Annotated in this window: 23 protein-coding genes and 3 pseudogenes; 13 read left to right on the forward strand and 13 right to left on the reverse strand. The window is 69.5% G+C overall.

Going from position 1 to position 25,962, the window contains the following annotated elements; genetic code table 11:
- Positions 1-68: 68 nt before the first annotated feature.
- The 4 genes from HHX33_RS22960 to HHX33_RS22975 all read left to right on the forward strand — a co-directional run bounded on the left by HHX33_RS22960 (position 69) and on the right by HHX33_RS22975 (position 4,760).
- The gene (locus HHX33_RS22960) at positions 69-1,730 is read left to right on the forward strand and encodes an extracellular solute-binding protein (RefSeq protein WP_182876428.1); all 1,662 of its coding nucleotides are present in this window, start codon (positions 69-71) and stop codon (positions 1,728-1,730) included.
- On the forward strand, positions 1,727-2,662 hold the full coding sequence (locus HHX33_RS22965; protein WP_310741480.1) for an ABC transporter permease: 936 nt from the start codon (positions 1,727-1,729) through the stop codon (positions 2,660-2,662). Before HHX33_RS22960 ends, HHX33_RS22965 begins: the two co-directional genes overlap by 4 nt.
- Complete coding sequence (locus HHX33_RS22970) at positions 2,659-3,609, forward strand: carbohydrate ABC transporter permease (RefSeq protein ID WP_182876430.1); 951 nt, start codon at positions 2,659-2,661, stop codon at positions 3,607-3,609. Before HHX33_RS22965 ends, HHX33_RS22970 begins: the two co-directional genes overlap by 4 nt.
- Before the next feature lie 104 nt (positions 3,610-3,713).
- Positions 3,714-4,760, forward strand: a complete 1,047-nt coding sequence (locus tag HHX33_RS22975) for a LacI family DNA-binding transcriptional regulator (protein WP_182876431.1) — start codon at positions 3,714-3,716, stop codon at positions 4,758-4,760.
- Between the two features lie 89 nt (positions 4,761-4,849).
- Here the strand turns inward: HHX33_RS22975 and HHX33_RS22980 are convergent, their stop codons facing one another.
- The 4 genes from HHX33_RS22980 to HHX33_RS22995 all read right to left on the reverse strand — a co-directional run bounded on the left by HHX33_RS22980 (position 4,850) and on the right by HHX33_RS22995 (position 12,788).
- The gene (locus HHX33_RS22980) at positions 4,850-6,847 is read right to left on the reverse strand and encodes a lectin (RefSeq protein WP_182876432.1); all 1,998 of its coding nucleotides are present in this window, start codon (positions 6,845-6,847) and stop codon (positions 4,850-4,852) included.
- Between the two features lie 109 nt (positions 6,848-6,956).
- The gene (locus tag HHX33_RS22985; RefSeq protein ID WP_182876433.1) at positions 6,957-8,900 is read right to left on the reverse strand and encodes an alpha-L-fucosidase; all 1,944 of its coding nucleotides are present in this window, start codon (positions 8,898-8,900) and stop codon (positions 6,957-6,959) included.
- 125 nt (positions 8,901-9,025) lie between these two features.
- Positions 9,026-11,068 (reverse strand): cellulose binding domain-containing protein, encoded by a 2,043-nt coding sequence (locus HHX33_RS37330; protein ID WP_220502108.1) that lies wholly within the window; start codon positions 11,066-11,068, stop codon positions 9,026-9,028.
- A gap of 139 nt (positions 11,069-11,207) precedes the next feature.
- Positions 11,208-12,788: a cellulase family glycosylhydrolase gene (locus HHX33_RS22995; protein WP_396785496.1), complete on the reverse strand. Its 1,581-nt coding sequence runs from the start codon at positions 12,786-12,788 to the stop codon at positions 11,208-11,210.
- Here HHX33_RS22995 and HHX33_RS37730 point away from each other — a divergent pair.
- Positions 12,769-12,906: pseudogene (locus tag HHX33_RS37730) on the forward strand (hypothetical protein); the annotation flags it as partial. The gene HHX33_RS22995 and the pseudogene HHX33_RS37730 sit on opposite strands and share 20 nt — an antisense overlap.
- 80 nt (positions 12,907-12,986) lie before the next feature.
- Here the strand turns inward: HHX33_RS37730 and HHX33_RS37735 are convergent.
- Positions 12,987-13,538 (reverse strand): annotated as a pseudogene (locus tag HHX33_RS37735) (cellulose-binding domain-containing protein); the annotation flags it as partial.
- Between the two features lie 388 nt (positions 13,539-13,926).
- Between HHX33_RS37735 and HHX33_RS23000 the strand changes: the two are divergent.
- The 5 genes from HHX33_RS23000 (at position 13,927) to HHX33_RS23020 (ending at position 17,193) form a co-directional block, all read left to right on the forward strand.
- Positions 13,927-14,436, forward strand: coding sequence for an NUDIX hydrolase (locus HHX33_RS23000; RefSeq protein ID WP_310741481.1), 510 nt, complete (start codon positions 13,927-13,929; stop codon positions 14,434-14,436).
- Between the two features lie 223 nt (positions 14,437-14,659).
- Positions 14,660-15,691, forward strand: a complete 1,032-nt coding sequence (locus HHX33_RS23005; RefSeq protein ID WP_259402771.1) for an inorganic phosphate transporter — start codon at positions 14,660-14,662, stop codon at positions 15,689-15,691.
- A gap of 46 nt (positions 15,692-15,737) precedes the next feature.
- Complete coding sequence (locus HHX33_RS23010) at positions 15,738-16,142, forward strand: arsenate reductase ArsC (protein WP_182876435.1); 405 nt, start codon at positions 15,738-15,740, stop codon at positions 16,140-16,142.
- Between the two features lie 102 nt (positions 16,143-16,244).
- Positions 16,245-16,484, forward strand: a complete 240-nt coding sequence (locus HHX33_RS23015) for a hypothetical protein (protein WP_182876484.1) — start codon at positions 16,245-16,247, stop codon at positions 16,482-16,484.
- A 103-nt stretch (positions 16,485-16,587) separates the two neighbouring features.
- Positions 16,588-17,193, forward strand: a complete 606-nt coding sequence (locus tag HHX33_RS23020; protein WP_182876436.1) for a class I SAM-dependent methyltransferase — start codon at positions 16,588-16,590, stop codon at positions 17,191-17,193.
- A 34-nt stretch (positions 17,194-17,227) separates the two neighbouring features.
- On the opposite strand, the gene HHX33_RS23025 is transcribed toward HHX33_RS23020, so the two are convergent.
- The 6 genes from HHX33_RS23025 to HHX33_RS37740 form a co-directional block, all read right to left on the reverse strand.
- A complete protein-coding gene (locus HHX33_RS23025; RefSeq protein WP_182876437.1) occupies positions 17,228-17,599 on the reverse strand; it encodes an SgcJ/EcaC family oxidoreductase in 372 nt (123 codons plus the stop codon).
- Between the two features lie 7 nt (positions 17,600-17,606).
- Positions 17,607-18,323: an SDR family NAD(P)-dependent oxidoreductase gene (locus HHX33_RS23030; protein ID WP_182876438.1), complete on the reverse strand. Its 717-nt coding sequence runs from the start codon at positions 18,321-18,323 to the stop codon at positions 17,607-17,609.
- Positions 18,324-18,500: 177 nt separating this feature from the next.
- Complete coding sequence (locus HHX33_RS37335) at positions 18,501-19,412, reverse strand: LysR family transcriptional regulator (RefSeq protein ID WP_182876439.1); 912 nt, start codon at positions 19,410-19,412, stop codon at positions 18,501-18,503.
- A 51-nt stretch (positions 19,413-19,463) separates the two neighbouring features.
- The gene (locus HHX33_RS23040; protein WP_182876440.1) at positions 19,464-20,090 is read right to left on the reverse strand and encodes a TetR/AcrR family transcriptional regulator; all 627 of its coding nucleotides are present in this window, start codon (positions 20,088-20,090) and stop codon (positions 19,464-19,466) included.
- Positions 20,091-20,244: 154 nt separating this feature from the next.
- Positions 20,245-20,667 carry an arsenate reductase ArsC gene (locus HHX33_RS23045; protein WP_182876441.1) on the reverse strand — a complete coding sequence of 141 codons (423 nt, stop codon included), beginning with the start codon at positions 20,665-20,667 and terminating at the stop codon, positions 20,245-20,247.
- Between the two features lie 177 nt (positions 20,668-20,844).
- Positions 20,845-21,195, reverse strand: a complete 351-nt coding sequence (locus HHX33_RS37740; protein WP_396785479.1) for a hypothetical protein — start codon at positions 21,193-21,195, stop codon at positions 20,845-20,847.
- Between the two features lie 24 nt (positions 21,196-21,219).
- On the opposite strand from HHX33_RS37740, the gene HHX33_RS23055 reads away from it, so the two are divergent.
- Positions 21,220-21,534, forward strand: a complete 315-nt coding sequence (locus HHX33_RS23055) for an ArsR/SmtB family transcription factor (RefSeq protein ID WP_182876443.1) — start codon at positions 21,220-21,222, stop codon at positions 21,532-21,534.
- Positions 21,531-22,610, forward strand: coding sequence for an ACR3 family arsenite efflux transporter (gene arsB / locus HHX33_RS23060; RefSeq protein WP_182876444.1), 1,080 nt, complete (start codon positions 21,531-21,533; stop codon positions 22,608-22,610). Before HHX33_RS23055 ends, arsB begins: the two co-directional genes overlap by 4 nt.
- A gap of 27 nt (positions 22,611-22,637) precedes the next feature.
- Here arsB and HHX33_RS23065 read toward each other — a convergent pair.
- Positions 22,638-22,949 (reverse strand): annotated as a pseudogene (locus HHX33_RS23065) (ArsR/SmtB family transcription factor); the annotation flags it as partial.
- 288 nt (positions 22,950-23,237) lie between these two features.
- Between HHX33_RS23065 and HHX33_RS23070 the strand changes: the two are divergent.
- Positions 23,238-24,587, forward strand: coding sequence for an NAD(P)-binding domain-containing protein (locus tag HHX33_RS23070; protein ID WP_182876480.1), 1,350 nt, complete (start codon positions 23,238-23,240; stop codon positions 24,585-24,587).
- 103 nt (positions 24,588-24,690) lie between these two features.
- Here HHX33_RS23070 and HHX33_RS23075 read toward each other — a convergent pair whose 3' ends face one another.
- Positions 24,691-25,926: a GNAT family N-acetyltransferase gene (locus tag HHX33_RS23075; protein ID WP_220502110.1), complete on the reverse strand. Its 1,236-nt coding sequence runs from the start codon at positions 25,924-25,926 to the stop codon at positions 24,691-24,693.
- Positions 25,927-25,962 lie beyond the last annotated feature (36 nt).

Raw genomic sequence — 25,962 nt, forward strand, 5'->3', positions numbered from 1 at the left:
AAAACGGGTCACTAGTCTCGCGACAGCGTAGAAGCGCTTCGACGACCTCGAAGGGGACGGCCCCCACCGTGAGACCCGAGCTGAACCGCAGAAGCTTCGTCGCCCTCGCCGCGGCGACTCCCCTGCTCGCCGCCTGCGGGGGCGGGGCACGGCAGAAGACCGGCACGACCACCGGGGAGGGACTGCGAGCGGCGTTGCCGTCCTACGTGCCCAGCGGCTCCGTCAGGCCGGACATCCCGTCCCTGGCGGGCGGAGCCGGAGCCGCGACCGATCCCGCCTTCCTGGCCTACCCCTCCGGCCGGGTCGCCACCGTCCACGGGACTCCGGGCAGGGGCGGCAGCTACACCGCCGTCACACCGCTGTGGGGAACGGTGCCGCCGGCGGGGAACTCCTTCTACGAGGCCGTGAACAAGGCCCTGGGCGTCACTCTCACCGTGAAGCCGGCGGACGGCAACAACTACAACACCATCGTCCCGACGATGACGGCCGCCAGGCGCCTGCCCGACTGGATCCAGCTGCCGACCTGGTGGAACGCCGTCTTCGACGTCGGCGGGCTGGCGGGGACGCAACTCGCCGACCTCACGCCCCACCTGGCGGGCGACAAGATCAAGAAGTATCCGAACCTCGCCGCCATCCCCACCGGCGCCTGGCAGACCGGCGCGTGGGGCGACAGGCTGTACGGCATCCCCTCCTTCTCCAGCGGCTTCGTCGTCGCCGGCGCGGTCTTCCACCGCCGGGACATCCTGGAGGCGAAGGGGATCACCGCCGGCCAGGTGCGGTCGGCCGACGACCTGATGAACCTGGGCAAGGAGCTGACCGACGCCAGACGCGGCGTCTGGGCCTTCGACGACGTGTGGACCTATCTCTTCCCCGCCTGGAACGTCCCTCTCACCTGGGATGTCCAGGACGGCAGGCTGATCCACAAGTACGAGATGCCGCAGTTCTTCGAGGCGCTCGACTGGCACCACGGCATGGCGCGGGCCGGCTACCTGCACCCGGACGCCGCCGCCGGTCAGAACGCGAACGCCGACGCCCGCTTCTACTCCGGAAAGGTGCTGATCAGCGGTGGTGGCACCGGCGCCTGGAACCTCGCCGACCACCAGTCCGGAACGGCCGCCGACAGGGACTACCGCCGCGGCGCGTTCGACTTCTTCGCCGCCGACGGCACGAGCCCGCCTCGCGTCGCCATGGGGCCCTCCACGAACGTCGTCAGCTACCTCAGCAACAGGTTGAAGCCGGACCAGATCGAGGAACTGCTGGCGGTCGCCGACTATCTGGCCGCCCCCTTCGGCTCGGCCGAGTACACGATGGTGAACTTCGGGGTCGAGGGCGTCCACTTCACGATGGAGGACGGGGTTCCGACCGCGACCGAGGACGGCAGGAAGTTCGTCCAGGCGATGACCTTCCCGTTCCTGGCCTCGCCGCCCGCCGTGATCAGCAACCCCGGCGCCGAGGTCGTCACCAGGGACTACGCCGCCTGGCAGGCTGCCAACGTCAGGGCGCTCTACAAGCCGGTCTTCTGGAACATGAACATCAGCCTGCCCCGGTCGCTGTCGGCGGCCAGTGCCGCGCAGGCCGTCGAGGACGCCGTCAAGGACTGCTACCACGGGAGAACGAAGGTTTCCGAGGTCCAGGCCGCCGTCTCCACATGGAAGACCGGCGGCGGGGGCGACCGGCTCAAGCAGTGGATGACCGACAACGTGCTGGACAGGTACGGCACGGGTCGGTGAGCACATCGCACACTCGGCAGGAGCGTCCGGGCCTGCGGATCAGGCTGCGGCGCGACCGCTCGCTGCTGATCATGGTGATCCCCGCGGCCGTCCTGCTGCTGGTCTTCAACTACGCACCGCTGTTCGGACTGCTCACCGCGTTCCAGTACTACGACCCGCCGGCCGGGGTCTGGAACAGCGAATGGGCGGGCTTCGAGCAGTTCCGCCGGCTGTTCGCCGACCCGCTGTTCTGGGGCGCGCTGCGGAACACGCTCTACCTCAGCCTGGTCCAGCTGGTCCTGTTCTTCCCCATCCCGATCGCGCTGGCGCTCCTGCTCAACTCGGTGCTCGGTGTGCGGGTGCGCAACTTCGTCCAGTCCGTCGTCTACCTGCCGCACTTCTTCTCGTGGGTGCTGGTGATCACGATTTTCCAGCAGATGCTGGGCGGTGCGGGCGCGCTCAACCAGTTTCTCCGCTCCCACGACCTGCAGACGTGGGACATCACCACCAATCCGGGCACCTTCGTGCTGCTGGTCACCTCTCAGGTGGTCTGGAAGGAGGCCGGCTGGGGGATCGTCGTCTTCCTGGCCGCACTGTCCGCCATGAATCCCGGGCTCTTCGAGGCGGCGGCCGTGGACGGCGCCGGGCCCTTCCGCCGGATGTGGCACATCACCCTTCCGGGCCTGCGCGGAGTGATCGTGCTGATGCTGGTGCTCCGCCTCGGCGGCGCGCTCTCGGTCGGCTTCGAGCAGTTCCTGATCCAGCGCGACGCCGTCGGCCACGAGACCGCGGAGGTGCTCGACACCTACGCCTTCTACTACGGCATCGCAACGGGCGACTACAGCCTGGGTGCGGCGGCCGGGCTCTTCAAGAGCGTGATCTCGCTCCTGCTCATCTGGGGCGCCAACAGGATCGCGCATTCCTTCGGCGAGGACGGGCTGTACCGGAGATGACCAAGGCGTTCACAACCGGCACGAGTGCGGCGACGGCCCCACGGGCGCGGACGGAACGCCCGCCCTGGCAGGAGCGGCCGACCGTCGCCGGCCGGTCCGCGAAGGGCGGTGCCATCGGCGGTGTGCTGGCGGTCATGCTGGTCCCGCTGTGGATCGTCGTGGTGACCAGCCTGTCCGCTCCCGATGTCGTCAACCGGGCCGGCGGCCTCGTCGTCTGGCCGGACGGCCTCACCTTCCAGGCCTACCGGGAGATTCTCACCGACCCGACCGTACGCACCGCGCTGTCGGTCAGCCTGGGCGTCGCCGTCATCGGCACGGCGCTGTCCATGGTCGTCTCGGTCCTGTGCGCCTATGGGCTGTCGCGGCCGGGTTCGCCCGGGCACCGCCTCATCCTGGTGCTGCTGATCGTCACGATGTTCGTCGGCGGCGGGCTCATTCCCACCTTCCTGGTGGTGACGGGCCTCGGCGGCTACGGGCAGTGGTGGGCGTTGATCCTCCCGAGTGCGGTCTCGGTCTTCAACATCCTGGTGCTCCGCTCCTTCTACATGAAGACCTCCGGCGAGCTGATCGACGCGGCGCGGATGGACGGCGCGGGCGACTGGCGCATCCTCTGGTCCGTCGTCCTGCCCACCTCGCGCGCGGTGACCGCGGTGATCGCCCTCTTCTACGCCGTCGGCTACTGGAACTCCTTCTTCAACGTCATGCTCTACCTGCCGACCGACAGCGAGAAGTGGCCGCTGCAGTACGTGCTGCTCACCTATGTCAACCGCGGGGCCGGGATGCCGGGATCGGTCAACGCGGGCTTCGGCATGGCGCACGCGCGGACCGCTCCCCTGTCGACGCAGATGGCGGTGGTGGTGCTGACGCTGGTACCGCTCCTGGTCGTCTACCCGTTCGTCCAGAAGCACCTGCGCACGGGAGTTCTCACGGGTGCCGTCAAGGGGTGAACCACCCGGCCGCCACGGGTGCCAGAATGGCTCCAGACCGTCGAAAGGCCGGGTGATCCAGGCGGCCGCCGTGGCGGACGCGCCGTTGACGAGGAAGGGCGAACGTGACGGACAACCGATCGGACGGGCCTGCGGCCGACGAGCAGAGCTCGCAGGGCGACGGGCCGGGATCGGTCACCATCGCCTATATCGCCGAGTCGGCCGGGGTCTCGATCCCCACCGTGTCGAAGGTGATCAACGGGCGCTCGGGGGTGTCGGCCCAGACGCGCGCCCGGGTCGAGGAACTGGTCAACCAGTACGGATACCGCAAGCCGAGCGGCAACCGGAGCAACATCGTGGAACTGGTGTTCCGCGAGCTCGAGAGCATGTGGGCCGTGGAGATCATCCGTGGGGTCGAGCGGGTGGCCCGCAAGAACCGCGTCGGAGTCATGGTCTCGGAGTTCGGCCTCCGCGACTCGGTGGGCATGTCCATCGACGACACGGTCGGACGCCGCCCTCAGTGCGTCCTTTCGGTGGCGCAGCTCGCCCAGGCGGAGCGCGACCAGCTGACCGCGAAGGGCATCCCGTTCGTCGTCTTCGACCCGATCGACGAACTGCCGGACGACGTGCCGTTCGTGGGCGCCACCAACTGGAGAGGCGGCCAGGCGGCGACCCGGCACCTGATCGAGCTGGGACACCGCCGCATCGCCATGATCAGCGGCCCTGATCACCCGTTCTGCCGTGCCCGGCTGGCCGGCTACCTCTCCGCGATGGCCGAGGCCGAGCTGCCCGCGGACCCCGGCCTCGTGGTCCGCACCCTGCTCACCCGCGAGCACGGCTACGCCGCGGCACGCGACCTGCTCTCCCGGCCCGACCGGCCCAGCGCCGTCTTCACCGCGAACGACCTGCAGGCGCTCGGCGTCTACCAGGCCGCCCGCGAGATGGGACTGTCCATCCCCCGGGACCTGAGCGTGGTGGGTTTCGACGACCTGCCGGTCGTGGCCTGGGTCGACCCGCCTCTGACCACGGTCCACCAGCCGTTGAACGAGATGGCGGCGGCCGCGACCGAGCTGGCGCTGGCCCTCGGGCGTGGCGAGGAGATCACCCAGGTCGGACTGGAGATCGCGACCACCCTCACCGTACGGGAGAGCACGGCGCCCCCGAAGGCCTGAGCACCAGGCGTCATGCCGGCCGGTGCCGGCCGGACGTGTCGTGCACGTCCGGCCGGCGTGGGTGACCCGGGCGCTCGCCGGTCGAAGCGTCAGCTTCGGGTCCACTTCTGGTTGCTACCGCCGTTGCACGTCCAGATCTGGACCCTGGTGCCGTTGGCGGTGCCGGCGCCCGAGACGTCCAGGCATTTGCCGGCGCCGACGGCGGTGACGGTGCCGTCGGAGTTGAGCCGCCACTTCTGGTTGTTCTGGCCGTTGCAGTCCCAGATGATGACCGCGGTCCCGTCCGCCGTACCGCCGCCGTTGACGTCCAGGCACTTGTTGCCGTAGACGCGCAGCTCACTCGCGCTGGTGGCGGTCCACTGCTGATTGCCCTGGCCGTTGCAGTCCCAGATCAGCACCGTCGCCCCGTTGGCCTGGGAGGCGCCGTTGACGTCCAGGCACCGGCCCGAGCCGACGCCCTTGATCGGGCCGGCCGGCGAGGTGCTGCCGCCGGGGCGGCGGTAAAGGCCGATCTCGGCGATGCCGGGATTGGCCCGGGCGCCGGTGATCCGCAGCCTCACCTGGCCGGTGCTGACGGGAGAGGCCAGGCGGATCAGCTTCTTGTGCCCGATCGTGGTGTCGGTCGCGATCTGGGTCCAGGAGTTGCCGTTCCATGAGTCGAGCGCGAACGACCTGGTGCGCTGGCCGATGTTCAGGTCCTCCTGCACCGAGATGACGTCGAAGGTCCGCGCCGACGGCAGGGTCAGCACGAGCCCGCCGGTCGTGCCGGTCGGCTGCCAGGAGCTGTCCAGGTCGCCGTCCTGCGCGAGGCCAGGGGTGTGACCCGTGCTGCTGGAGGTCCCGCTGTCGTTGGCCACACCGGCGCCGTCGGCCAGGTTGGTGGCGAACGTCTGCGACACCGTGGTGCCGAACTGCGACAGAGTGTCGATCGCCGACTGGTCCAGCAGGCCCTGCCGGTTGGGGGAGATGTTCAGCAGGAAGTTGCAGTTGCGTCCCACCGACCCGTAGTAGATCTCCAGCAGCTCGCTCGGGCTCCGCCAGGTCTCACCGGTCTGCCAGAACCAGTTGTGGCGTGCCGACAGCGTCCCGTTGCACTCCGCGGGGGACCACCGCAGCACGTTCCACGCGCTGGTCCCGTCCGACTTGCGCTGGGACAGCACCGCGTCGCTGCCCACATCGGCGGCGGTATTGAAACCGGGCACCGGCAGCGCGGTGTCGGCGGCGGTGGCGGGGTCGCCGTTGGTCGGCACGACCGACCACTCCGACTGACGCGCGTAGCCGTTCTCGTTGCCGACCCAGCGCACGTCCGGCCCGCCGTCGCCCTCCATGACCGCGTTGGGCTGCAGCCTGCGGGCCATGGTGGTCCAGTCCCTGAAGTTGTACGGCTGGTTGCGGCCGGTCGGGTTGGCGCCGTCCAGCCACAGCTCGTCGATGCTGCCGTAGCGGGTGAACAGCTCGTAGAGCGTGTTCTCGAAGTAGGTGTTGTAGTCGTCGGAGGTGAAGGTGAACGTCACCCCGTTGACGATCTCGGAGGAGTCGGACGGGATCGTCACCTGCCTGGAGGGGCTGCCGTTGGCGAACTTCCCTCCAGGCTGGTTCTCGTGCAGGTCGGCCGGCGAGACGTACAGTCCGGCCTTCAGCCCGTACTTGTGCATGGAGTCGGTGAAGCTCTTCACGACGTCGCCTCGCCCGGCGGACCAGGAGGAGGACGCGACGCCGAAGTCGCTGTACTTGGACGGGAACAGCAGGAACCCGTCGTGGTGCTTGGCGGTGAGGATCGCCCCCTTGAACCCGGCGGCCTTTATCGCCGCGGCCCACTGGTCGGTGTTGAGACCGGCGGGCTGGAACGCGTTCGGGTCCTCGGTGCCGGTGCCCCACTCCCTGCCGGTGAAGGTGTTGATGCCGAAGTGGATGAAGTTGTACTGCTCCAGCCGTTGCCAGGCCAGTTGGCGCGGCGACGGCACGACGTCCGCGGCCTTGGCGATGATCGTGGCGGACGAGTCCGACGGCGCCACCGGGGCGACCTGGACCGAGGCCGCCGAGGCGGGGGCGGTCGTGGCCGGCGCGGACACGACCAGGCCCAGCACAGAGAGTGCTGTCAGCGTTCTTCTCGCGAAGGCGCGCGTCCTCGGCGCGGATCCGAGCCTGTCAGGGGGGTGCATGGGCAGTCCTTTCCGGAGCGTGTGGGGTGCGGCGTCAGCTTCGGGTCCACTTCTGGTTGTTCGCGCCGGTGCAGGACCAGATCTGGACCTTCGTGCCGTTGGCGGTGCCGAACGCCGAGACGTCCAGGCACTTGTTCGCGCCGACGGCGGTGATGGTGCCGTCGGAGTTGAGGCGCCACTTCTGGTTGTTCTGGCCGTTGCAGTCCCAGATGATCACGCTGGTGCCGTCGGCCGTGCCGCCGCCGTTGACGTCCAGGCACTTGTTGCCGTACACCCGGAGTTCGCTCGCGCCGGTGGTCGCCCACCGCTGGTTGACGCCGCCGTTGCAGTCCCAGATCTGCGTCTGGGCGCCGTTGGTCTGGGAGACGTTGGCGACGTCGAGGCACCTGCCGGAGTTGACGTCGCGCAAGGCGCCGCTCGTCGTGCTGGGAGAGTTCTTCATCGGCCCGTTGAAGGTCAGCTTCACGACGTACGCGAGCGCCGAGTACGGCTGGCCGGGCAGGGTGATGCGCAGGCCGGAGGAGTCCTGGGTGCGGGTGGGCAGGTTGACGTAGGTGCCGGCGGTGTCGCCGATCAGCTCGGCCTTGCTCAGGTTGGACAGGTCCATCCTCCCGGTGGCCAGCGAGGCGAGGTTGAGGGTGGAGCCGGGCCAGCCGAGCACGGTCGCGTACAGGACGGTGTTGTCCTTGCTGCGGGTGTAGCGGATGTCCTGCGGCGTGCCTGCCCGCGGTTCGACGAAGCTGCCCCCGCCCATCTTGGTCGGGCCCTCGCCGTAGGTGGTCCAGGCCCGGGTGGCGTAGATCGACTCGCCGTTGCGCTTCAGGTAGCCGCCGATGGCGTTCAGCAGGTCCTTCTGCGTCTGCGGAATCGAGCCGTCGGCCCTTGGCGAGATGTTGAGCAGCATGTTGCCGTTCTTGCTCACCCGGTCGATCAGCGCGTGGACCAGCGCGGCCGAGCTGTAGTACGTGAGTGTCGGGGTGTAGGACCACGAGGGGTTGCTGACGGAGTCGTCGGTCAGCCAGTAGGGGGAGCGGATGTCGGCGGGGCCGCCGCGCTCGTAGTCGTACACCTCACCGTTGGTGTTGAAGCCGTCCTTGTACGCCGCGACGACCTCCTTACCCCACGCGTTGGCCTGGTTGTAGTAGTACGACAGGAAGTTGAGCCGCTTGGCCTCGTCGACGAGGTAGAGACCGCCATCCTGCCAGATCATGTCCGGCCGGTACCTGTCGACGACCTCCTTCAGCTTGTCGTACCAGAGCTGCTGCTCCTGGGCGTTGGGGAGCTGCCCGTACAGCTTCTTCAGCGTGGTGGTCGGCTGGGCGGGCACGTGGTCGTAGTAGCCGGTGAAGTTGTACAGGTGGTGCAGCGAGACCATGAACTTCAGGTTCTTGGCGCGGATCGCGTCGGCGAACAGGCCGACCAGGTCGAGCTTGGGCCCGCGGGCGACCGAGTTCCACTCGTTCACCTGGCTGTTCCACATGGAGAAGCCGTCGTGGTGCTCGGCCACGGGACCGGCGAACTTCGCGCCGGAGTCGGAGACCAGTTGCGCGAACTCGGCGGGGTCGAAGTTGCCGCCGGCGGACTTGAGCTTGGGCGTGAACTGCACCCAGTTGCCCGCCTTGTCGCGCGCGCCGTCGATGAAGTTGTGGTACGGCCATGCCGACGGGTCGCCGTAGACGCTCTTGTGGTGGTTGTTCTCGCTGGAGCCGTTGACGTACATCGTGCGGGGGTACCACTCGGTGCCGTACTCCGGGGTGGCGAAGGCGCCCCAATGCCAGTAGACGCCGAACTTGGCGTCCTGGAACCACTCCGGGGCGGCCGGGTGCTGGTCCACCGACGCCCAGGTCGGCTCGTAGACGGAGGGGGCGGCCGCGGCCGCGCCGCGCAGGGACGGAGCGGTGAGCAGGGCTCCGGCGAGCAGAGCGGTACCGGCGAGAGCGGTTCGCCGGCGCAGCCCGGACAGCTTCGAGGGGGGCATGCTGTCTCCTGTCGTGAGAGGGTCGTATCGATTCGATGACGGCGACGCGCGCCGATCGCGAGCGGACAGGTGTTCCTCGTACGGCCATGGGGTGCGGGCCGGACGGCCCGCACCCCTGGTGCTGGTCAGTACGAGTAGGTCGTGGTGCAGACGGTCCCGTTCAGGGTGAAGGAGGCGGGCGGCGGGTTGGCTCCGGTCTGGTTGCCGACGAACCCGAGACTGACCGTGTTGCCGCCGTTCGGGGCGAGGTAGGTGTTCGAGCCGGCCGGGGTGACGACCACGTGCCGGCCGTCCGTCGAGAAGGTGCCGTTCCAGGTGCTGCCGGAGACGGATTCGGTCGCGGCCGGGAAGGTGAACGCCAGCGTCCATCCCGTGATGGGAGTGGGACCGGTGTTGGTGACGCTGATGTTCGCCACGAAACCGCTGCCCCAGCCCGTGGCGAGGTTGTAGGTGACGGCGCAGGTGCTGTCGCGCGGCGTGCCCGTGACGAAGGTGACCGGCTCCGAGGGCATCGAGAGATGGCCCTTCTGGTCGACGGCGAGCACGTTCAGCGTGTAGGAGGTGCCGGGGACCAGGTTCCGCGCGGTGAAGGAGGTCGAGGTCGACTCGCCGAGCAGCACGCTGTTGGTGCCGAACTGCTGGTAGACGGCGTAGCGGGTGACGGCGCCGCCCGTGGACGGCCGCCAGGAGACGGTCGCGGTGCCGGCGGTGACGTCGCTCGCCGCCGGGCTGCCGGGCGCGGTCAGGGTGGTGCTGACCGGGTTGGTGGCCGACGGCGTGAGCTTGAGCGTCACGATCGAGTACGGCGGGATGACCTGCGTGCTCGCGGTGCCCTGCTTCGACGTGGCTATCGAGGTGTACCCGGAGCCGAGGGTGTGGACCGTCGGCGTGGCGCCGCTGGGGGTCCAGCCGTCGTAGCCGAGATGCACGGTGTAGGCGTTGCCGGGGTCCTGGTTGATCAGCTCGACGCTGAGCCCGCCGTCGGCGCCCCGGGCCGCGTGCACGGTGACGAGCCGGTTGTCGGAGGCGGCTCTGACCAGCGTGTCGCCGGGCAGCGCCACCCTGCTGAGCATCTGCAGCGCGTAGTAGGGCGCGAACGGCGTGTTCAGCGGGGGTTCGCAGACGTTGTCACTGTTGCAGTTGCCGCTCGACAGCAGGCCTCCGTCGCCGTACGACGTCGTCCCGTCGGGCGCGGTGGTGACCTCGCCCATCCCGTTGCGGGTGTCCCAGTAGTCCACCGTGAAGACGCCGTTCTCCAGCGCGGCGAAGTAGACGTCCGCGGTGAACAGGCCGCCGACCTGGGTGTCCGACTGGTAGTTGGACGAGGTCTCGGTCAAGGCGATGCCGATGTGCGGGCCGTTCCGGCCGGCGTACTGGTCGATCTGCCGCCGCACCTGCTCCAGCTCGCCGGGAAGCAGCCGCACCTGCTGGAGGACGTCCGCGGCGGTGGTGTGGTTCGGGTAGTAGTGCATGATCACGAAGTCGATGTACGGTCCCGCGATCGACAGCACCGTCTGGTTCCAGGCCGCGGTGTCCCCGTCCCCGACGACGCCGTCGGGCCAGTTGCCCGGATCGGTGACCACGGCCCCGATCTTGATCGTGGGGTCGACCGCCTTCATCGCCCGGGCGTACTCCACCACGTTGTTCGCGTACGTGGCCGGGCTCTTGCTCTCGTGGTAGTCGAGCTCCCAGTCGGCGCCGTAGTGACCGTTGCCGAAGATCTCGTTGCCGATCTCCCAGTACTTGACGCCGTACCCCTTGGTGACGTTGGCGTACTTCACCCAGTCGGCGGCCTCCTGGGCCGTGCCGGAGCCGTAGTTCGCGATGAGGATCGCCTGCGCGTCGATGGCCTTGACCGTGCCCATGAACGAGTCGAAGTCCGTCCCCGGCGCGACGTACCCGCCGCCGGAGACGGTGCTGGTCTTCCAGTGGAAGCCGTCGCCGTACGAGCCGCCGGGATAACGCATCATCTGCACGCCGGCCTTGCCGAGAAGGTCCACCGACGCCGGGGTGTTCATGTTTCCGTCCCACACCGCCTGGTTGAGGCCGTACGCGGTGTCGGGCACCGTGCCGAGTCCCTCACGGGCGTTGACGGTGACCTCGACGGCCGGGGTCGCCGCCTGGGCCCCGGTGCCCGGGGTGGTGAGGACGGCGCCGGCGAGAGCCACCGCCCCGACCATGGCGAGCCGGCGCCGACGGCCCCGGCCGCGGAGAAACGACAGGTCCACTGGTTCTCGCTTTCTGGAGTTCGCCCGCGCTGGAGACGGGGCCGCGGCCGATGTGGCCGCGGCCCCCGTGTCGGTGTGGTCAGGTGGTGCTTCCGGTCACGTTGGCGCCGGACTTGGTGATGTAGTAGGTGATCTTCGTTCCACTCCAGAAGTGGAAGGTGAGGGTGACGCGGCCGTCGTTGACCTCGGCGAAGAACTCGGGTTTCAGGATGATGGTGTTCGCGGTGTAGTCGGGCTGGAAGCTCGCCCAGAACTCCTTGTACGAGGTCCAGTTGGCCGGTCCGGCGGGGCTGCCGTCTGCGTACTTGGCCTCCATCGTGGCGAGCTGGTCACCGCGGAACTGTGTGGGGATGGAGAACGAGGAGGTCGTGCCGGTGGCGGCGGCCTGGGTCGGCGGGTCGGAGGTGATGATGCTGATCTGCCAGGGCGCGCCCTGGGAGAAGCGGGCCTCGATGGTGGCGTTCACGCCGTACGCCCGGTTGCCGGCCAGCCGGGCGAGGGCGGCCGCGGTGAGGGTCAGCGTGGTGCCGGACACGGTGTAGTCCGTGCCGTTCGCGAGGTTGGTGCCGCCCTGCCGCAGGCCCTGGAACGAGGTGCCGTTGAGGTTGAGCGTGAGCGACCTGGCGGTGATCGTGCCGCTGCGCGGAAGATACACCTGGTCGGAGGAGGCGGTGCCGGATCGCACGGTCCAGCTGGCCTTCATCATCTCGTAGATGCCCTGGTCCCGCCATCGCAGCTCGTTGCGTTCCAGGAACGAACCCGCGTCCCAGAGCATGGTCGTGAGCTTGCGGATGCGGGCGTTGTAGCCGACGGCCTCGATGTACTTCAGGAACTCGCCGCGTTCGATGATGCCGGGCCGGGTGTAGTCGTAGGCGAGCAGCGCCCACTCTCCGATGATCACCGGGATCCCCCGGGACACGAACGTGTTGTACACCCGGTCGAAGCCGCCGACCAGGTCGCTTTCGACGTTGCTGTCGTAGCGGGTGCCACCGGCGATGTTGGCGCTGAACGGCCACCACCCGTAGAAGTGCACCGTCGCGGCGAGGTTGGGATCGTGCAGCTGGTTGAAGGTGCCCGTCAGCGCGTCCAGCCGGGCCTGCTCGGAGCTGGTGTACAGGGTGGGCAGCACGAGCAGCCGGGTGGCGTTGCCGCCGCCGGACGCGCGCACCAGGCGGACGAACGCGGTGTTGAGCTCGTTCAGCACCTGATCGCTCTCGCCGTCTCCCGAGGTGCCGGTGAACTGCGGCTCGTTGATGCTCTCGAACACCAGCTTCTGCGAGTGGTCACGGAACGCGCCGGCGAGCTGCCGCCACAGCGCGTTGTATCGGTTCATCACGGTCGTACGGTCGCCCGGGTACCCGTTGATCCACTGCCAGGAGTCGTGATGGAGGTTGATCATCACGTAGAAGCCCTCGGCGAGCGACCAGTCGACCACCTGGCGCACGCGGCTCAGCCAGGCGGCGTCGAGGGTGTAGTCCGGCGCCGGGCCGTGGTGGTTGCTCCAGGTGATCGGGATCCGGATGCTGTTGTATCCCTGGGACCGCACGTAGTGCAGCATGGCCTGGGTCGTCGGCGGGTTGCCCCATGACGTCTCGTCGGGGATCGCGTCGAAGGTGTTGCCCAGGTTCCAGCCGGGCTGCATGGCGGCCACCCTGGCCATCGCGTCGCCCGGCTGCGGAGATGCCGACGGCGAGGGGGACGGCGACGGGCTGGGCGACGGAGAGGGAGACGGCGACGGGCTCGCCGAGGGCGACGGGCTGGGGGATCGTGACGGGCTCGCCGAGGGCGAAGCGCTCGGGGACCGCGACGGGCTCGCCGACGGCGACGGCGAGCCGACGTTCCCGGTGCACGTGACGCCGTTGAGCGTGAAGGTGCTCGGCGCGGTGTTGGCACCCGACCACGACCCGTTGAAGCCGAAGGAGACCGTCGCGTTGGTCGCGATGGCCGCGTTCCAGCTCACGTTGACGGCGGTGACCTGCGCGCCCGACGAGGTGATCGTGCTGTTCCACGGCTGGGTGACCTGCTGCCCCGAGGGGAACGTCCAGGCGAGCCTCCAGCCGTTGATCGGGTCACCGAGGTTGGTGACGCCCACGTCGGCGGTGAAACCGCCCGGCCACTGGGAGGTGACCGTGTACGCCACGCGGCAGCCCGCGGCCGCCTGGGCGTTGACGGCCGTCATCACCCCCGCCGGCAGCAGCACGGCCAGGGCGCCGGCGACCATGCTCACCCACAGCCGCGCTCTGCGTAAGAGCCGCAGATTCAAGAGTGGCCTCCTTTGTCTTCTTTCACAGGTCCTGTCGTGGCGGACGGAGGGCCCGCGCTGCGTGGAACCGCTCTCGCCGGTCGCATCAGGACGCACTGATGAACGGTGGAACATGGGTGCCCTACAGTCGAACCGATTCGGATACATCCAGCAATCGAAAGTAGAGCCGTCCTATCTACGCAACAACAACTAAATATGGCGCGAAACATAGCATTGCGCCCTGCGGGAGTCGCCCTCCGCCGCATCGACCCCAGGTGGGCACACAGACATCCGCATCAGGGTGATCCATGCGGGAAGGGTCTTACTCCCTCCCGCTCCACGTCAGCGACATGATCGCCACTCCCCTGCCAGTTGTTCGCACGTACCGGAGATAGGGAGCCGGAAAGTTTCGAGGACGGGAAGCTGAAAGTTTCAGCCAAGGGGCACCGCGCGGCGAACAACGAACCGGTCCCGCCGCAAGCCATCCGCGACCGCTCGGGAACGCACCGGCGACGGGCTCCTTCCCGGCTTCGGGCCGCCGCCTAAGATCAGCGGAGTGACCGTTCCCGCCGTGCGGGCCAGCGCCCGCGTTCTACTGGTCGACCGCGACGATCGGCTCCTGCTCTTCCGTTTCCGGGCCTCCGACGATCTGCCCGCCTCCCACTTCTGGGCCACGCCCGGCGGTGGTGTCGAAGACGGGGAAACCCTCTCTCAGGCGGCGGTGCGCGAACTGTTCGAGGAGACCGGTCACCTCCTCGCTCCGCAGCGGCTGAGTCCGGTGGTGGCCGTCTCCTCCGGTCCTGCCCGGTTCGGCGAGTTCACCCTGCACGCCGTCGACTCGTTCTTCTTCACCCGCCTCGACCAGCTGACCTTGGCGCCCTCGGACCTGGAGGCCCACGAACTCGAGGCGATCGCCGCGCACCGCTGGTGGACCGTCCACGAACTTCAGACCACCTCCGACCTCGTCTTCCCCGTCGGCATCGGCGCGCTTCTGCCCCGGCTGCTCGCCGGTGACCTCCCCGCCGAACCGGTGCACCTGCCCTGGCGGCCGACCCCTGCCCGGTGAGGTCAGGCGAAGCACCCTCGACGATCCTGGCGCTATTGCCGTCGGAGAGATGAACAGCGATCATGAACTTCAGGTGACGAAAGGATGAACGCCGAACAGGCGGCGGCGCCCGATGCGTCGGCTCCGAGAATCGCTCTTCCTTCTGACGTGTAGTCCGGCCCGGCCCTACCTCTTGCCGCGCGCGCTTTCACTCACGAGCACCACTACCCCCGGAGGCAGACGCATGGAAGTGCTCGTACTCCTGCTCGTGCTCCTACTGGCCGCCGCCAACGGAGCGAACGACGTGCCGAAGGGCGTCGCCACGCTCGCCGGCGCGGGTGTGACGAAAATCCGCACGGCCATCGCATGGGGCACGGTGGCCACCGCCCTCGGCTGCCTCGTCTCGCTGACGTTGGCTTCGAAGATGACCCAGCTCTTCTCCAAAGGCATCGTCTCCGCCACGCCCACCCCGGCTTTCACGGTCGCGGTGCTGATCGGAACCATCTTCTGGGTCGTCCTGGCCACGATCCTGAAACTGCCCGTCTCCACCACCCATGCCCTGGTGGGCTCGCTGCTCGGCGCCGGGAGCCTGTTCGCCGGCTCTGCCGTCGAGTGGAGTGGACTGCTCGGGAAGGTCGTGCAGCCGCTGCTGCTGAGCATCCTGGTGGCCTACGCCATCTCGGCCGTACTGGGAATCATCACCCGAAAGGTCGTGACGATCCGTACCGCGAGAAGGGAAAGGACCCCGGCTCCGGTCCCGGACGGTGATGCGGTGCAGGTCGCGACCGTGACGGCACAGGTCGAGCCGACCAAGGCGCAGAAAGCCATCGGGGTCGCCCACTGGGCGACGAGCGGGCTGGCGAGCTTCGCCCGAGGCCTCAACGACGCACCCAAGATCGTTGCTATCGGCTCCTTCGCACTGGTGGGCGGGATGACCCCGACCGGCCTGCTGTTCGCCGTGACCGCGGCCATGGCCGTCGGAGGCGTCGTGGCGGGCTCCCGCATCGCCGACCGGCTCGCGTACTCCGTGATCAAGATTCCGCACGTCGAGGGTTTCACCGCCAACCTCACGACCGCGGGCCTCGTCGGACTGGGCGCCATGCTGGGGCTGCCCATGTCGACCACCCAGGTATCGACGGGGGCCATCTCAGGCATCGCGGCCAACGATCTGTCCAGGCTCAACAAGAAGACGGTCCGCGACCTCCTGATCGCATGGCTGTGCACACCGCCCGTCGCCGCCGCCGTGGCCGCCGGAGCGTATCTTCTGCTCTCGTGACGCGGGCCGGTCCGCCCCGCTCCCCGACCGATCGAAGGGACCAGCCATGCCCCCGACGCCCAGCGTCCTGTTCGTGTGCGTGCACAACGCCGGCCGTTCCCAGATGGTGGCCGGTTGGCTCGCGCATCTGGCCGGCGACCGCGTCCAGGTCCGTTCAGCCGGGTCGGCGCCCGCGGAGCGGGTCAACCCCGCCGCCGTCGACGCCATGCGTGAGGTCGGCATCGACATCAGCGCCGCGACGCCGAAGCTCCTCACCGCCGAGGCCGTCCAGGCGGCCGATGTGATCATCACTATGGGCTGCGGTGACGCCTGCCCGGTCTTCCCCGGCAGGCGGTACGAGGACTGGAAACTCGACGACCCGGCCGGGCAGGGCGTCGAAGCCGTGCGTGTGATCAGAGACGAGATCCACGACCGGGTGAAGGTTCTCCTGGCCGGACTGCTGAAGCCCTGACGTGCTCGAACGCCGGGCACCCGGTCTCGTCGGCAGTGTCATCAATCCGCTCAGCGAGCATTTCCAGGCGACGGTCGAGCAGTCGTCCCGGATCTTCTGGGTGTGGTTGCTCGGCGTACTGTTCGGAGCGCCGCGGCGGGCATCGGAGTGCTCGCCGCGGCGACGTCCACGGGCGACAAGGGCCTGGTCCTCGCTGCCACCATGCTGGCGAACGCCGTCGCCACAAGAGCCTGGACGGCCGCCTATCCGACCTTCACCGAACTGTTCCCCACGCACCCGCGGGCCGCCGGAATCGGCACCAGCGTCGCCGTCGGACGGATCGGCGGCCTATCTCCGCGCTGAGCGCCGGGACCCGCGGCCCGGCCGGCCGGGCCTGGGCATCGGCCTCGCCGGTGCGTCCTTCGGCGGTCGCCTCCCGCCTCCTCCGGTCCGGGAGAATGCAGGCATGGCTGAACAGAGCATCTGGATGCAGAAGGTCGCCGCCGACCCCGATCACTCCACCTGGTTCATCGAGCGCTTCCGGTCCATGGCCCGCGCCGGTGACGACCTCGCCGGGGAAGCCCGCCTTGTGGATTCCATGGTGCCGCGCCATGCCCGCATCCTCGACGCCGGCTGCGGGTCCGGCCGCGTCGGTGGCGCGCTGGCCGAGGCCGGGCACGACGTCGTCGGCGTCGACGTCGACCCGGCTCTGATCGAGGCCGCCGAGCAGGACCACCCGGGGCCGCGATGGCTGGTCGGCGACCTGGCCGAACTCGACCTTCCTTCGCGGGGCATCCCCACGCCGTTCGACGCCGTCGTCTGCGCGGGGAACGTGATGACGTTCCTCGCGCCGAGCACCCGTCGTGAGGTGCTGAGACGCATCCGCGCGCACCTCGCGCCGGACGGCCGGGCCGCGATCGGGTTCGGCGCCGACCGTGGTTACGAGTTCGGCGAGTTCTTCGCGGACGCGGCTGCCGTCGCGCTCGAACCCGACCTGCTGCTGTCCACCTGGAGCCTGCGTCCGTTCAGGAACGACTCGGCCTTCCTGGTCGCCCTCCTCCACCCTGCCTGACAGCGTGGGAGTTCCCTGGTGCGATCGCCGCTCCTCAGTCGAGCCGGGAGACCTGGTAATGGGCGATGCGCCAGCCCTCCTCGGTCCGCTTCACCAGCACGCTGAGATGGACGTGGAGGGTGGGCCGGTCGGTGAAGGAGAAGCCGACGGCCAGGTAGCCGAGAACGAGGTCGGCGGCGAGGGCTCTGGCCTCGACGATGCGGTACGCGGCGGTCAGCCCGGCCGGCTGGGAGTCGTAGTAGGCGGCGACGCCCGGCCTGCCGACGCTGTAGGGGCGCAGCCCCTGGAAGATCGCGTCCTCGGTGAACAGGGCGGCGACCTGCCGCGGCCGGTGCTCGCCGACGCCGGCCCGCCACCGGTCCAGGACGTCCCGCAGGATCGCCTCGGTGTCCGTGTCGGTGTTCATGGGATTCTCAGTGGCCGGCGCTCATGCCGCCGTCGACGTGCAGGATCTCGCCGGTGACGAAGGGCGCGTTCTCCAGGAACAGGACCGCGTCCACGACGTCGCTCAGCTCACCCATCCGGCGTACCGGGTGTAGTGCGGCCAGCGCCTCGTGGGTCTCCTCGGGGTGCATGGGCGTCTTGACGGAGCCGGGCGAGACGGCGTTGACCCGGACGCCGCGCGTGGCGTACTCGATGGCCAGGGACCTGGTGGCCGCCTGCAGGCCGCCCTTGGTCAGCGAGGCCAGCACTGACGGCACCCGCGCGTCGGGGTTGTCGACCAGGCTGGTGGTGATGGTGACCACGTGACCGCCGCCGCCCTGCGCCAGCATGCGGGCGATGGCGAGCTGGGTGACGTGGAAGAAGCCGTCGAGGTTCACCCCCCGAATAGCGGCGTAGTCGCCCAGCGTGTAGTCGGTGAACGGTTTGGCGACGAAGATGCCCGCGTTGTTGATCAGCGTGTCCAGGCGGCCGAACCGCTCCACCGCCGCGGCGACCGCGCGCTCGGCGGTGGCCCGGTCGGCGACATCGCCCTGCACGGTGACGACGTCGGGATCGGCCGAGGGAGCGATGGTGCGCGAGACGGCGACGACGGCGTAGCCGAGCCTGCGGTAGCCCTCGACCACGCCGGCACCGATGCCCTGCGACGCGCCCGTGACCAGAGCGACCTTCTGCTGCTGGATGCCCATGATGGCTCCTCCTTGCCTCTTCACAGTCTGCAATAGACGATCGGTCGTCTATCCATATGTGAAGTTAGACAGTGGCCAAGGAGAAGTCAAAGCTAGGCCGGGACTGGAATCCTCCTACCTGATAGGCAAAACCTCTTAGCGCTGGCGCATGAGGGAGTCCAGGCGGGTCGAGGACGGTCAGCTCCGGTGCGGGTCGTCCTCGGGCAGCCAGGCGTCCGCGCCGTGGATGCCGAAGTCGCCGTCGGGGCGCAGGGCCTGCACGACGTCCAGTACGGAGGTGCGGTCCTCACCACGCCGCCACACCAGCGACCAGGTCCAGTACACCTCCGGCGCGACGATCTGCCGCCGTACCAGGTCCGGCGGCAGCGACGCGCTCTGCCCTTTGGGCGAGTTGACGATCGGGCGGTCGCAGCGGCGCACATGGTCGAAGAAGGCCGGGCCGGTGATGCCGCCGTCGGAGACGCGCACCGCGCGGGCCCCGGTCCGGCCGGCCAGCTCCTCGGCGTAGACGTTCCACGACGACCAGGACGTGAGGTCGTCGTCGAGCAGGACGCCGGTATCCGCGGCCGGAACGTCACCGGTGTCCTGGCCGGTGGCCAAGGCGTACAGCCGGTCGGCGCCGATGAGCTGCGCGCGCAGGCCGCGTTGCTCCAGGTCGCGGGCGCGCACCCAGCACACCGCGAGATCGAGACCGCCGTCGGCGACCCGGGCGGCCTGGGTGTGCGAGGGCGCGACCCAGGCGTCGACGTGCACCCGGGCCACCGCCGCCGTGCGGGCGCCCAGGTCCGGCGGGAGCCAGTTCACGTAGCCGAGCCGGACCGGCTCCGAGCCGGACAGCCGGCGGGCCCGGTGCCGCAGCTCGTCGGCGCGCTCCACCAGGGCCCGCGCGTCGGCCAGCAGCGCGGCCCCGGCCGGGGTGAGGGACACCGACCGGCGGTCCCGGTCGAACAGGCGCACGCCCAGATCCCGTTCCAGCGCCTTGATCTGCTGGGACAGCGAGGGCCCGGCGATCAGCAGCCGGCCGGCGGCGCGGCCGAAGTTCAGCTCCTCGGCGACCGCGACGAAGTATCGCAGCTGGCGCAGCTCCACACCGTCATGCTACTGAGGCGGTGAGAGGCCAGGCCTACCAGCGAGCGGAAGTCAGAGGCCGACGGCCACCTCACTGGGCGCCGGCGCCTCGGCACCGAGCAGCGCCAGGCAGCCGGCCCACAGGACTCCCATCCGCTGCGGGTCGTTGTAGAGCTTGGCGAACAGCACCTGCCCCTCCATCTGCGCCACCACCGACCGCGCGGCCTGCCGGGTGTCGGCCACCCTGGCCTCCCCCCTTGCGACGGCCTCGGCGATGACGGCCTCGATCATCTCGACGTGCGCGTCGAAGATCTCCTGCAGCCGCGCGCGGATGGCCTCGGTCTGGTTGCTCAGCTCCAGCGTCAGGTTGCCGAACAGACACCCCGCGACGCTGCCGCAGCTGCGCTGTCCGCTGCGCAAGGTGGCCTCCGTCGCCTCGAACAGCTGCCGCAGCCGCTGCAGCGGCGGCGCCTGACCGCCCAGGATCCGCTTCCAGTCGCGCTCCTGGGCGGCCCAGTGCTCGTCGATCACCGCCAGAGCCAGCGCCTCCTTGGAGGCGAAGAAGTAGTAGAAGCTGCCCTTGGGCACGCCGGCCGCCTTGCAGATCTCGGCCACCCCCAGGGCGGAGTAGCCGCGCAGCTCGATGAGCGATCGCGCCGCGTCGAGGATCTTCTCCTTGGCGTCGCTGGTCCGTCCCATACCCCGAGTGTACGACCGGTCGGCTATTTGATACCTGACCGGTCGGCTAGCATGGCGCACACGCCCGCTCGGGCGCCCTTCAATACCCGCTGGACCACGAACAGCCCTCTGGCCAGAAAGACGAGGTAAAGGCCGTACGTGCATCGAAGAAGCGTCAGCTCTCCGATCGGACGTCGATCTCGGCTATCAGAGATTCGATGCGACTTCTGATCTCGTCACGGATCGGGCGGACGGCCTCGACGCCCTTGCCGGCGGGGTCGTCGAGGGCCCAGTCGAGGTACTTCTTGCCGGGGAAGATCGGGCAGGCATCACCACAGCCCATGGTGATGACGTAGTCGGAGGCTTGGACGGCCTCGGGAGTGAGCGCCTTGGGGGCTTGGCTTGATATGTCGATGCCGACCTCCTTCATCGCCTCCACTGCGGCCGGGTTGACCTGCTCGGCGGGCAGCGATCCGGCGGAGCGGACCTCGATGCGGTCACCGGCCAGGTGGGAGAGGAAGCCGGCGGCCATCTGGGAGCGGCCGGCGTTGTGCACGCAGACGAACAGCACGGACGCGACAGGAGCGGTCGTGGGCATCTTCGTTCTTCCTTGCTGATGATGGCGGGGACAGGGTGGTGAGCACGTCGGTGATGTGCGAGTCGATCGCGTCGCGGGTCGCGCGGACCGGCCTCCGGGGAGCGGCGATTTCCGGCTCGATCTCGGCGGCGGGGTCGTTGCCTGCGGAGGAGACGATGACGCCGCCTGCGCGGACGTTCAGTAGGGCCGCGGCCACCTGGGAACGCCCCGCGTTGCGGCTGCGCACGAACAGCACCCTGGGTGTGCGCTGCCTGCCTGGTCTTCGGCGTGGGCGAGGGCGTCCAGGCGCTCGGCCGTGAGGCGTTCGGCCGGCACGACCAGGTGAACGTGCACACGCGAGGTCTCGGCGAGGAGGTGCTGCACCGTCTCAGTGGAGAAGCGGCCTGCGTGGCCGGCGGCCAGCCGGGCCACGCCCGAGAGGAGGCGGTCCGGCAGGACAGGCGACGGTGACGTGGTCACGGGAAACCCTCCAGGTCCGGTGGGGGTATGCAGGAGGTGGCAGCCGGGGCGGCAGGTTCGCATCAGCATCGACTGATGTGACAGTATCAGTACATGCTGATGTCAGTCGACACTGATCTATTGCGGGTGCTGGCCGATCCCCTGCGGCTGCAGATCGTGACCCTGCTCGCCCGGGAGACGCTGTGCACCACGCATCTGGTGGAGGAGACCGGTGCGCGGCAGACCAACCTGTCCAACCACCTGAAGGTGCTGCGGGACGCCGGAGTGGTGGACACCGAGCCGTGCGGCCGGTTCACCTACTACCGGCTCAAGCCTGACGTCATCGCCGCTCTGGCGGGGCGGTTCGCCGAATTGGCCGAGACCGCTCACGCCACCGCCTCCACCGACAGGAAGAGGGCCTGCCCATGACAGCCACCGCCTCCGCACGCGCCACGCGCGGGGGCGTGGCGGGGAAGTTGCCGCTGCTGGACCGCTTCCTGGCGGTGTGGATCCTGGCCGCCATGGCCCTGGGCCTCGGCCTGGGCCGCGCCGTCCCGGGCCTGAACGACGTGCTGTCGAAGGTCGCGATCGGCGGCATCTCTCTGCCGATCGCCCTCGGCCTACTGATCATGATGTATCCGGTGCTGGCCAAGGTCCGCTACGACACGCTGGACGCCGTCACCGGAGACCGCCGCCTGATGATCTCCTCGTTGGTCGTCAACTGGGTCATCGGCCCGGCCGTGATGTTCGCCCTGGCATGGATCTTCCTGCCGGACCTGCCGGAGTACCGCACAGGCCTGATCATTGTCGGCCTGGCCCGCTGCATCGCCATGGTCATCATCTGGAACGACCTGGCCGGCGGCGACCGCGAGGCCGCCGCCGTCCTGGTGGCGCTCAACAGTGTGTTCCAGGTCCTGGCCTTCGGCCTGCTGGGCTGGTTCTACCTCGACCTGCTGCCCGGCCTGCTCGGTCTCGGCCAGGGGCAGCACCTCGACATCTCCGCATGGAAGATCGCTCTGAACGTCGTCATCTTCCTCGGCATCCCACTGCTCGCCGGATTCCTCACCCGCCGCCTGGGTGAGCGCCGGGTCGGCCGCGAACGCTACGAGAACGTGTTCCTACCGAAGGTCGGCTCCTTCGCGCTGTACGGGCTGCTGTTCACGATCGTGATCCTGTTCGCCCTGCAGGGCGAGACGATCACTTCCGAGCCTGCCGACGTCGCCCGCATCGCCCTGCCGCTGCTGGCCTACTTCGCCCTGATGTGGTTCGGCGCCTTCGCTCTCGGCAAGGCCCTTGGCCTGCCGTACGACCGCACCGCCACGCTGGCCTTCACCGCGGCCGGCAACAACTTCGAGCTCGCGATCGCCGTGGCCATCGCCACCTTCGGCGTCACCTCCGGCCAGGCCCTGTCGGGGGTCGTCGGGCCGCTGATCGAGGTCCCCGTGCTGGTGGCGCTGGTCTACGTCTCCCTTGCCTGGCGTCGTAAATTCGCCGGCGCCGGTTAGCAGCCGGCCCATTCCGGCCAGCACGCTCGGCTCGACCCGGTAGTACACCCAGGTGCCCCGCCGCTCGGAGGCCAGCAGACCGGCCTCCTTCAGCTTTTTCAAATGGTGGGAGACGGTCGGCTGGGACACCCCGACGTCGGAGATGTCGCACACGCACGCCTCGCCGCTGGGAGCGGAGGCCACGGCGGAGAACAGGCGCAGCCGCACCGGATCGCTGAGTGCCTTGAACATCGCCGCCGTCCGCTCGGCTTCGGCGGCCGTGAGCGTGCGTTCGGTCAGCGGCGGGCAGCACGGCACCACATCAGGCTCCAGCACCGGCAGCGTCCGCCTATTCGACATCCATCTATGTTGACATACATCGAACTAATTCGTGAGGACCGGCCGATTCCTCGTCGGACGGAGGGTTGCATTCCGGTCAGCCGCGCAGCCGGGCGGACAGCCGCCGGGCGGTGCGTGCTGCGTCTCGTCCCACCCCGCGCAGCGAGTTGGACGACAGGCTGCGCTGCCACTCAAGCCCCGAACCCTCTCCTTATTTCGATGAGTGTCTATGTTGACGTTCATCGAATCAGGTGCCATGCTGGCCGCGCAACTCATAGACGGATGTCGAAATAGGGAGACGTCGTGACTATGCCCGCCGCTGAACTGCCCGTTGTCGTGATCGGAGCCGGTCCCATCGGCCTTGCCGCTGCCGCCCACCTGATCGACCGCGGACTGGACCCGCTGGTGCTGGAGGCCGGCCCCGCGGCCGGATCCGCCGTCCGGGAGTGGTCACACGTGCGGCTGTTCTCCACCTGGAGCGAGGTCGTCGACCCCGCCGCCGAAAAGCTGCTCGCCCCGACCGGCTGGGTCCGCCCGGACGCGGCGACGTACCCGACCGGCGGAGACTGGGCCGAGCTGTACCTGCAGCCGCTCGCCGACGCACTCGGCGACAAGGTCCGCTACACCAGCACCGTCACCGGCGTGGCCAAGGCCGGCCGCGACCGCGTCGTCGACTCCGGCCGCGACGAGCAGCCCTTCACCGTGCACGTACGCACCGCCGACGGCCGCGAAGAGCGCATCACCGCCCGCGCGGTCATCGACGCCTCCGGCACCTGGACCACCCCGAACCCGCTCGGCGGCGACGGCCTGCCCGCACTCGGCGAAAAGAGCGCGGCCGACCGGATCTCCTACCGCGTCCCCGACCTGCGCGACCCCGCCGTACGTGCCCGATACGCCGGTCGCCGCACCGCAGTGGTCGGCTCCGGAGCCTCGGCCTTCACCGCCCTGGCCGCCCTCGCCAACCTGGCCACCCAGGAGCCCGGCACGCACGCGGTCTGGATCCTGCGACGCGGCATCGGTGCCGGCACCTTCGGCGGCGGCGAGACCGACCAGCTTCCCGCACGCGGCGCCCTCGGGCTCGCCGCCAAGGCCGCCGTCGAGGCCGGCCACGCCACCACGGTCACCGGCTTCCGCACCGCCGCGATCGAGCATGACGGCACCCGCCTGGTGCTCATCGCCGATGACGGCCGCCGCACCGAGCCGATCGACGAGGTCATCGTGCTGACCGGCTTCCGCCCCGACCTGTCGTTCCTGACCGAGGTCCGCCTCGGCCTGGACGAGCGCCTGCAGGCCCCCCACGCGCTGGCGCCGCTGATCGATCCCAACGTGCATTCCTGCGGCACCGTCTACCCCCACGGCGAGGGCGAACTGTCCCACCCTGAGCAGGGCGTCTACCTGGTCGGGATGAAGTCCTACGGCCGTGCCCCGACGTTCCTGGCCATGACCGGATATGAGCAGACCCGCTCCATCGCCGCCGCCCTGGCCGGCGACCGCGAGGCCGCCGAACGTGTCGAGCTCGTCCTGCCCGAGAGCGGGGTGTGCGGCGGCTCCGGCCTCTTCGACCAGCCCGACGCGGCGCAGGCGTCCGGCGGGTGCTGCGCCGCCCCGGCAACGCTGCAGGTCGGCATCGGCGCTCCCGCCTCCTCCGGTGGCCGCTGACGGCGGTCACCCGGCCATCACCGCCGACACCGGCGCACGGGGGCCGAACGCAACCCGCCGCCCACACAAGTCTCTGACAGCCGCCGGTTCCGCACCGGTGACGTCAGACGGCGGGACTGCGGCGTTCGATCATGAGGACGTCGCGCCAGACGCCGTGATGGCGGCCCACGCGTTCGCGGGTGCCGATGACGCGGAAGCCGGCCGCCCGGTGCAGGGCCAGGCTGGCCGTGTTCTCGGGGAACACGCCGGACTGGATGGTCCAGATCCCGGCGTCCTCGCTGGCGGCGACGAAGGCGTCCAGAAGGGCCCGGCCCAGGCCTCGGGAACCGTAGCCGGGGTGGACGTAGATGCTGTGCTCGACGACGCCGGCGTAGACGGGACGGGCGGAGACGCGGGAGGCGGCCACCCAGGCCACCACCTGATCCGTACGGGTGTCGGCGACGACGTAACGCAGGTTGCCGAGGCGGGCGGAACTGAACGTCTCCCAGGACGGGGCGGTGGTCTCGAAGCTGGCGTGGCCGGTGTCGAGGCCGCGCTGGTAGACGCTCAGAACCTGGCCGGCGTCCTCGGCCCGCATGGGGCGGATCTCGAAGCCGGGGGCGACGGGCGGCTTCACGGCCTTCACGATGGCCGAGTGGACGCCGTCGCCGTGATCGGCGGTCGGGGTGATGGTGATGCCGGTGAAGCCGGCGTCCAGGAGCAGCGTGCGATACTCGCCGACGGTCAGGGAGCCGGCCGTGCACCCGATGCGGGTCTCGGTGCGGCGGCGCAGGTCCTGGTCGGGTACGGAGTCGTCGGTGACGACGTCGCTGACGCCGAAGCGGCCGCCGGGGCGCAGAACGCGGAACGCCTCGGCCAGGGTGGCGGCCTTGTCGTCGGACAGGTTGATGACGCAGTTGGAGATGACCACGTCGACCGTGCGGCCGGGCAGCGGGACGTGCTCGATGGTGCCGTGCAGGAACTCGGTGTTGGTCACGCCGGCCTGTGCGGCGTTGTCGCGGGCGAGACTCAGCATGTCGGGGCTGGCGTCCAAGCCGTAGACCTTGCCGGTGGGGCCGACGCGGCGGGCGGACAGCAGGACGTCGATTCCGCCGCCGGAGCCGAGGTCGAGCACGACGTCGCCCTCATGGAGGTCGGCGACGGCGACGGGATCGCCGCAGCCCAGACTGGCGCGCAGGGCGCCGTCGGGCAGGGCGGCGGTGTCGTCGTAGCCGGCGACGCCGAAGCAACCCTCCTCGAAGGAGGCGTCATCCGATGAGGCGGGGTCGTCGCCGGGCCGGCCGGTCATCGCGGTCCTGGCGAACCTCGAGTAGCGGTCGACGATCTCCTCGTGGGCCACGGCGGCCTCCTTCACGTGCAGGTGGGGGCGGCGGGG

This window comes from Microbispora sp. H10670, from assembly GCF_014161385.1.
Taxonomy (GTDB): domain Bacteria; phylum Actinomycetota; class Actinomycetes; order Streptosporangiales; family Streptosporangiaceae; genus Microbispora; species Microbispora triticiradicis.

What these genes read in the sequence shown, in the direction of transcription:
- HHX33_RS22970 (WP_182876430.1), top strand. Translation starts at nt 2,659, where the DNA reads ATGACCAAGGCGTTCACAACCGGCACGAGTGCGGCGACGGCCCCACGG.
- HHX33_RS22985 (WP_182876433.1), bottom strand. Translation starts at nt 8,900, where the DNA reads ATGCCCCCCTCGAAGCTGTCCGGGCTGCGCCGGCGAACCGCTCTCGCC.
- HHX33_RS22995 (WP_396785496.1), bottom strand. Translation starts at nt 12,788, where the DNA reads ATGGCCAGGGTGGCCGCCATGCAGCCCGGCTGGAACCTGGGCAACACC.
- HHX33_RS23005 (WP_259402771.1), top strand. Translation starts at nt 14,660, where the DNA reads ATGGAAGTGCTCGTACTCCTGCTCGTGCTCCTACTGGCCGCCGCCAAC.
- HHX33_RS23010 (WP_182876435.1), top strand. Translation starts at nt 15,738, where the DNA reads ATGCCCCCGACGCCCAGCGTCCTGTTCGTGTGCGTGCACAACGCCGGC.
- HHX33_RS23020 (WP_182876436.1), top strand. Translation starts at nt 16,588, where the DNA reads ATGGCTGAACAGAGCATCTGGATGCAGAAGGTCGCCGCCGACCCCGAT.
- HHX33_RS23025 (WP_182876437.1), bottom strand. Translation starts at nt 17,599, where the DNA reads ATGAACACCGACACGGACACCGAGGCGATCCTGCGGGACGTCCTGGAC.
- HHX33_RS23030 (WP_182876438.1), bottom strand. Translation starts at nt 18,323, where the DNA reads ATGGGCATCCAGCAGCAGAAGGTCGCTCTGGTCACGGGCGCGTCGCAG.
- HHX33_RS23040 (WP_182876440.1), bottom strand. Translation starts at nt 20,090, where the DNA reads ATGGGACGGACCAGCGACGCCAAGGAGAAGATCCTCGACGCGGCGCGA.
- HHX33_RS23045 (WP_182876441.1), bottom strand. Translation starts at nt 20,667, where the DNA reads ATGCCCACGACCGCTCCTGTCGCGTCCGTGCTGTTCGTCTGCGTGCAC.
- HHX33_RS37740 (WP_396785479.1), bottom strand. Translation starts at nt 21,195, where the DNA reads ATGCTGATGCGAACCTGCCGCCCCGGCTGCCACCTCCTGCATACCCCC.
- HHX33_RS23055 (WP_182876443.1), top strand. Translation starts at nt 21,220, where the DNA reads ATGCTGATGTCAGTCGACACTGATCTATTGCGGGTGCTGGCCGATCCC.
- arsB (WP_182876444.1), top strand. Translation starts at nt 21,531, where the DNA reads ATGACAGCCACCGCCTCCGCACGCGCCACGCGCGGGGGCGTGGCGGGG.
- HHX33_RS23070 (WP_182876480.1), top strand. Translation starts at nt 23,238, where the DNA reads ATGCCCGCCGCTGAACTGCCCGTTGTCGTGATCGGAGCCGGTCCCATC.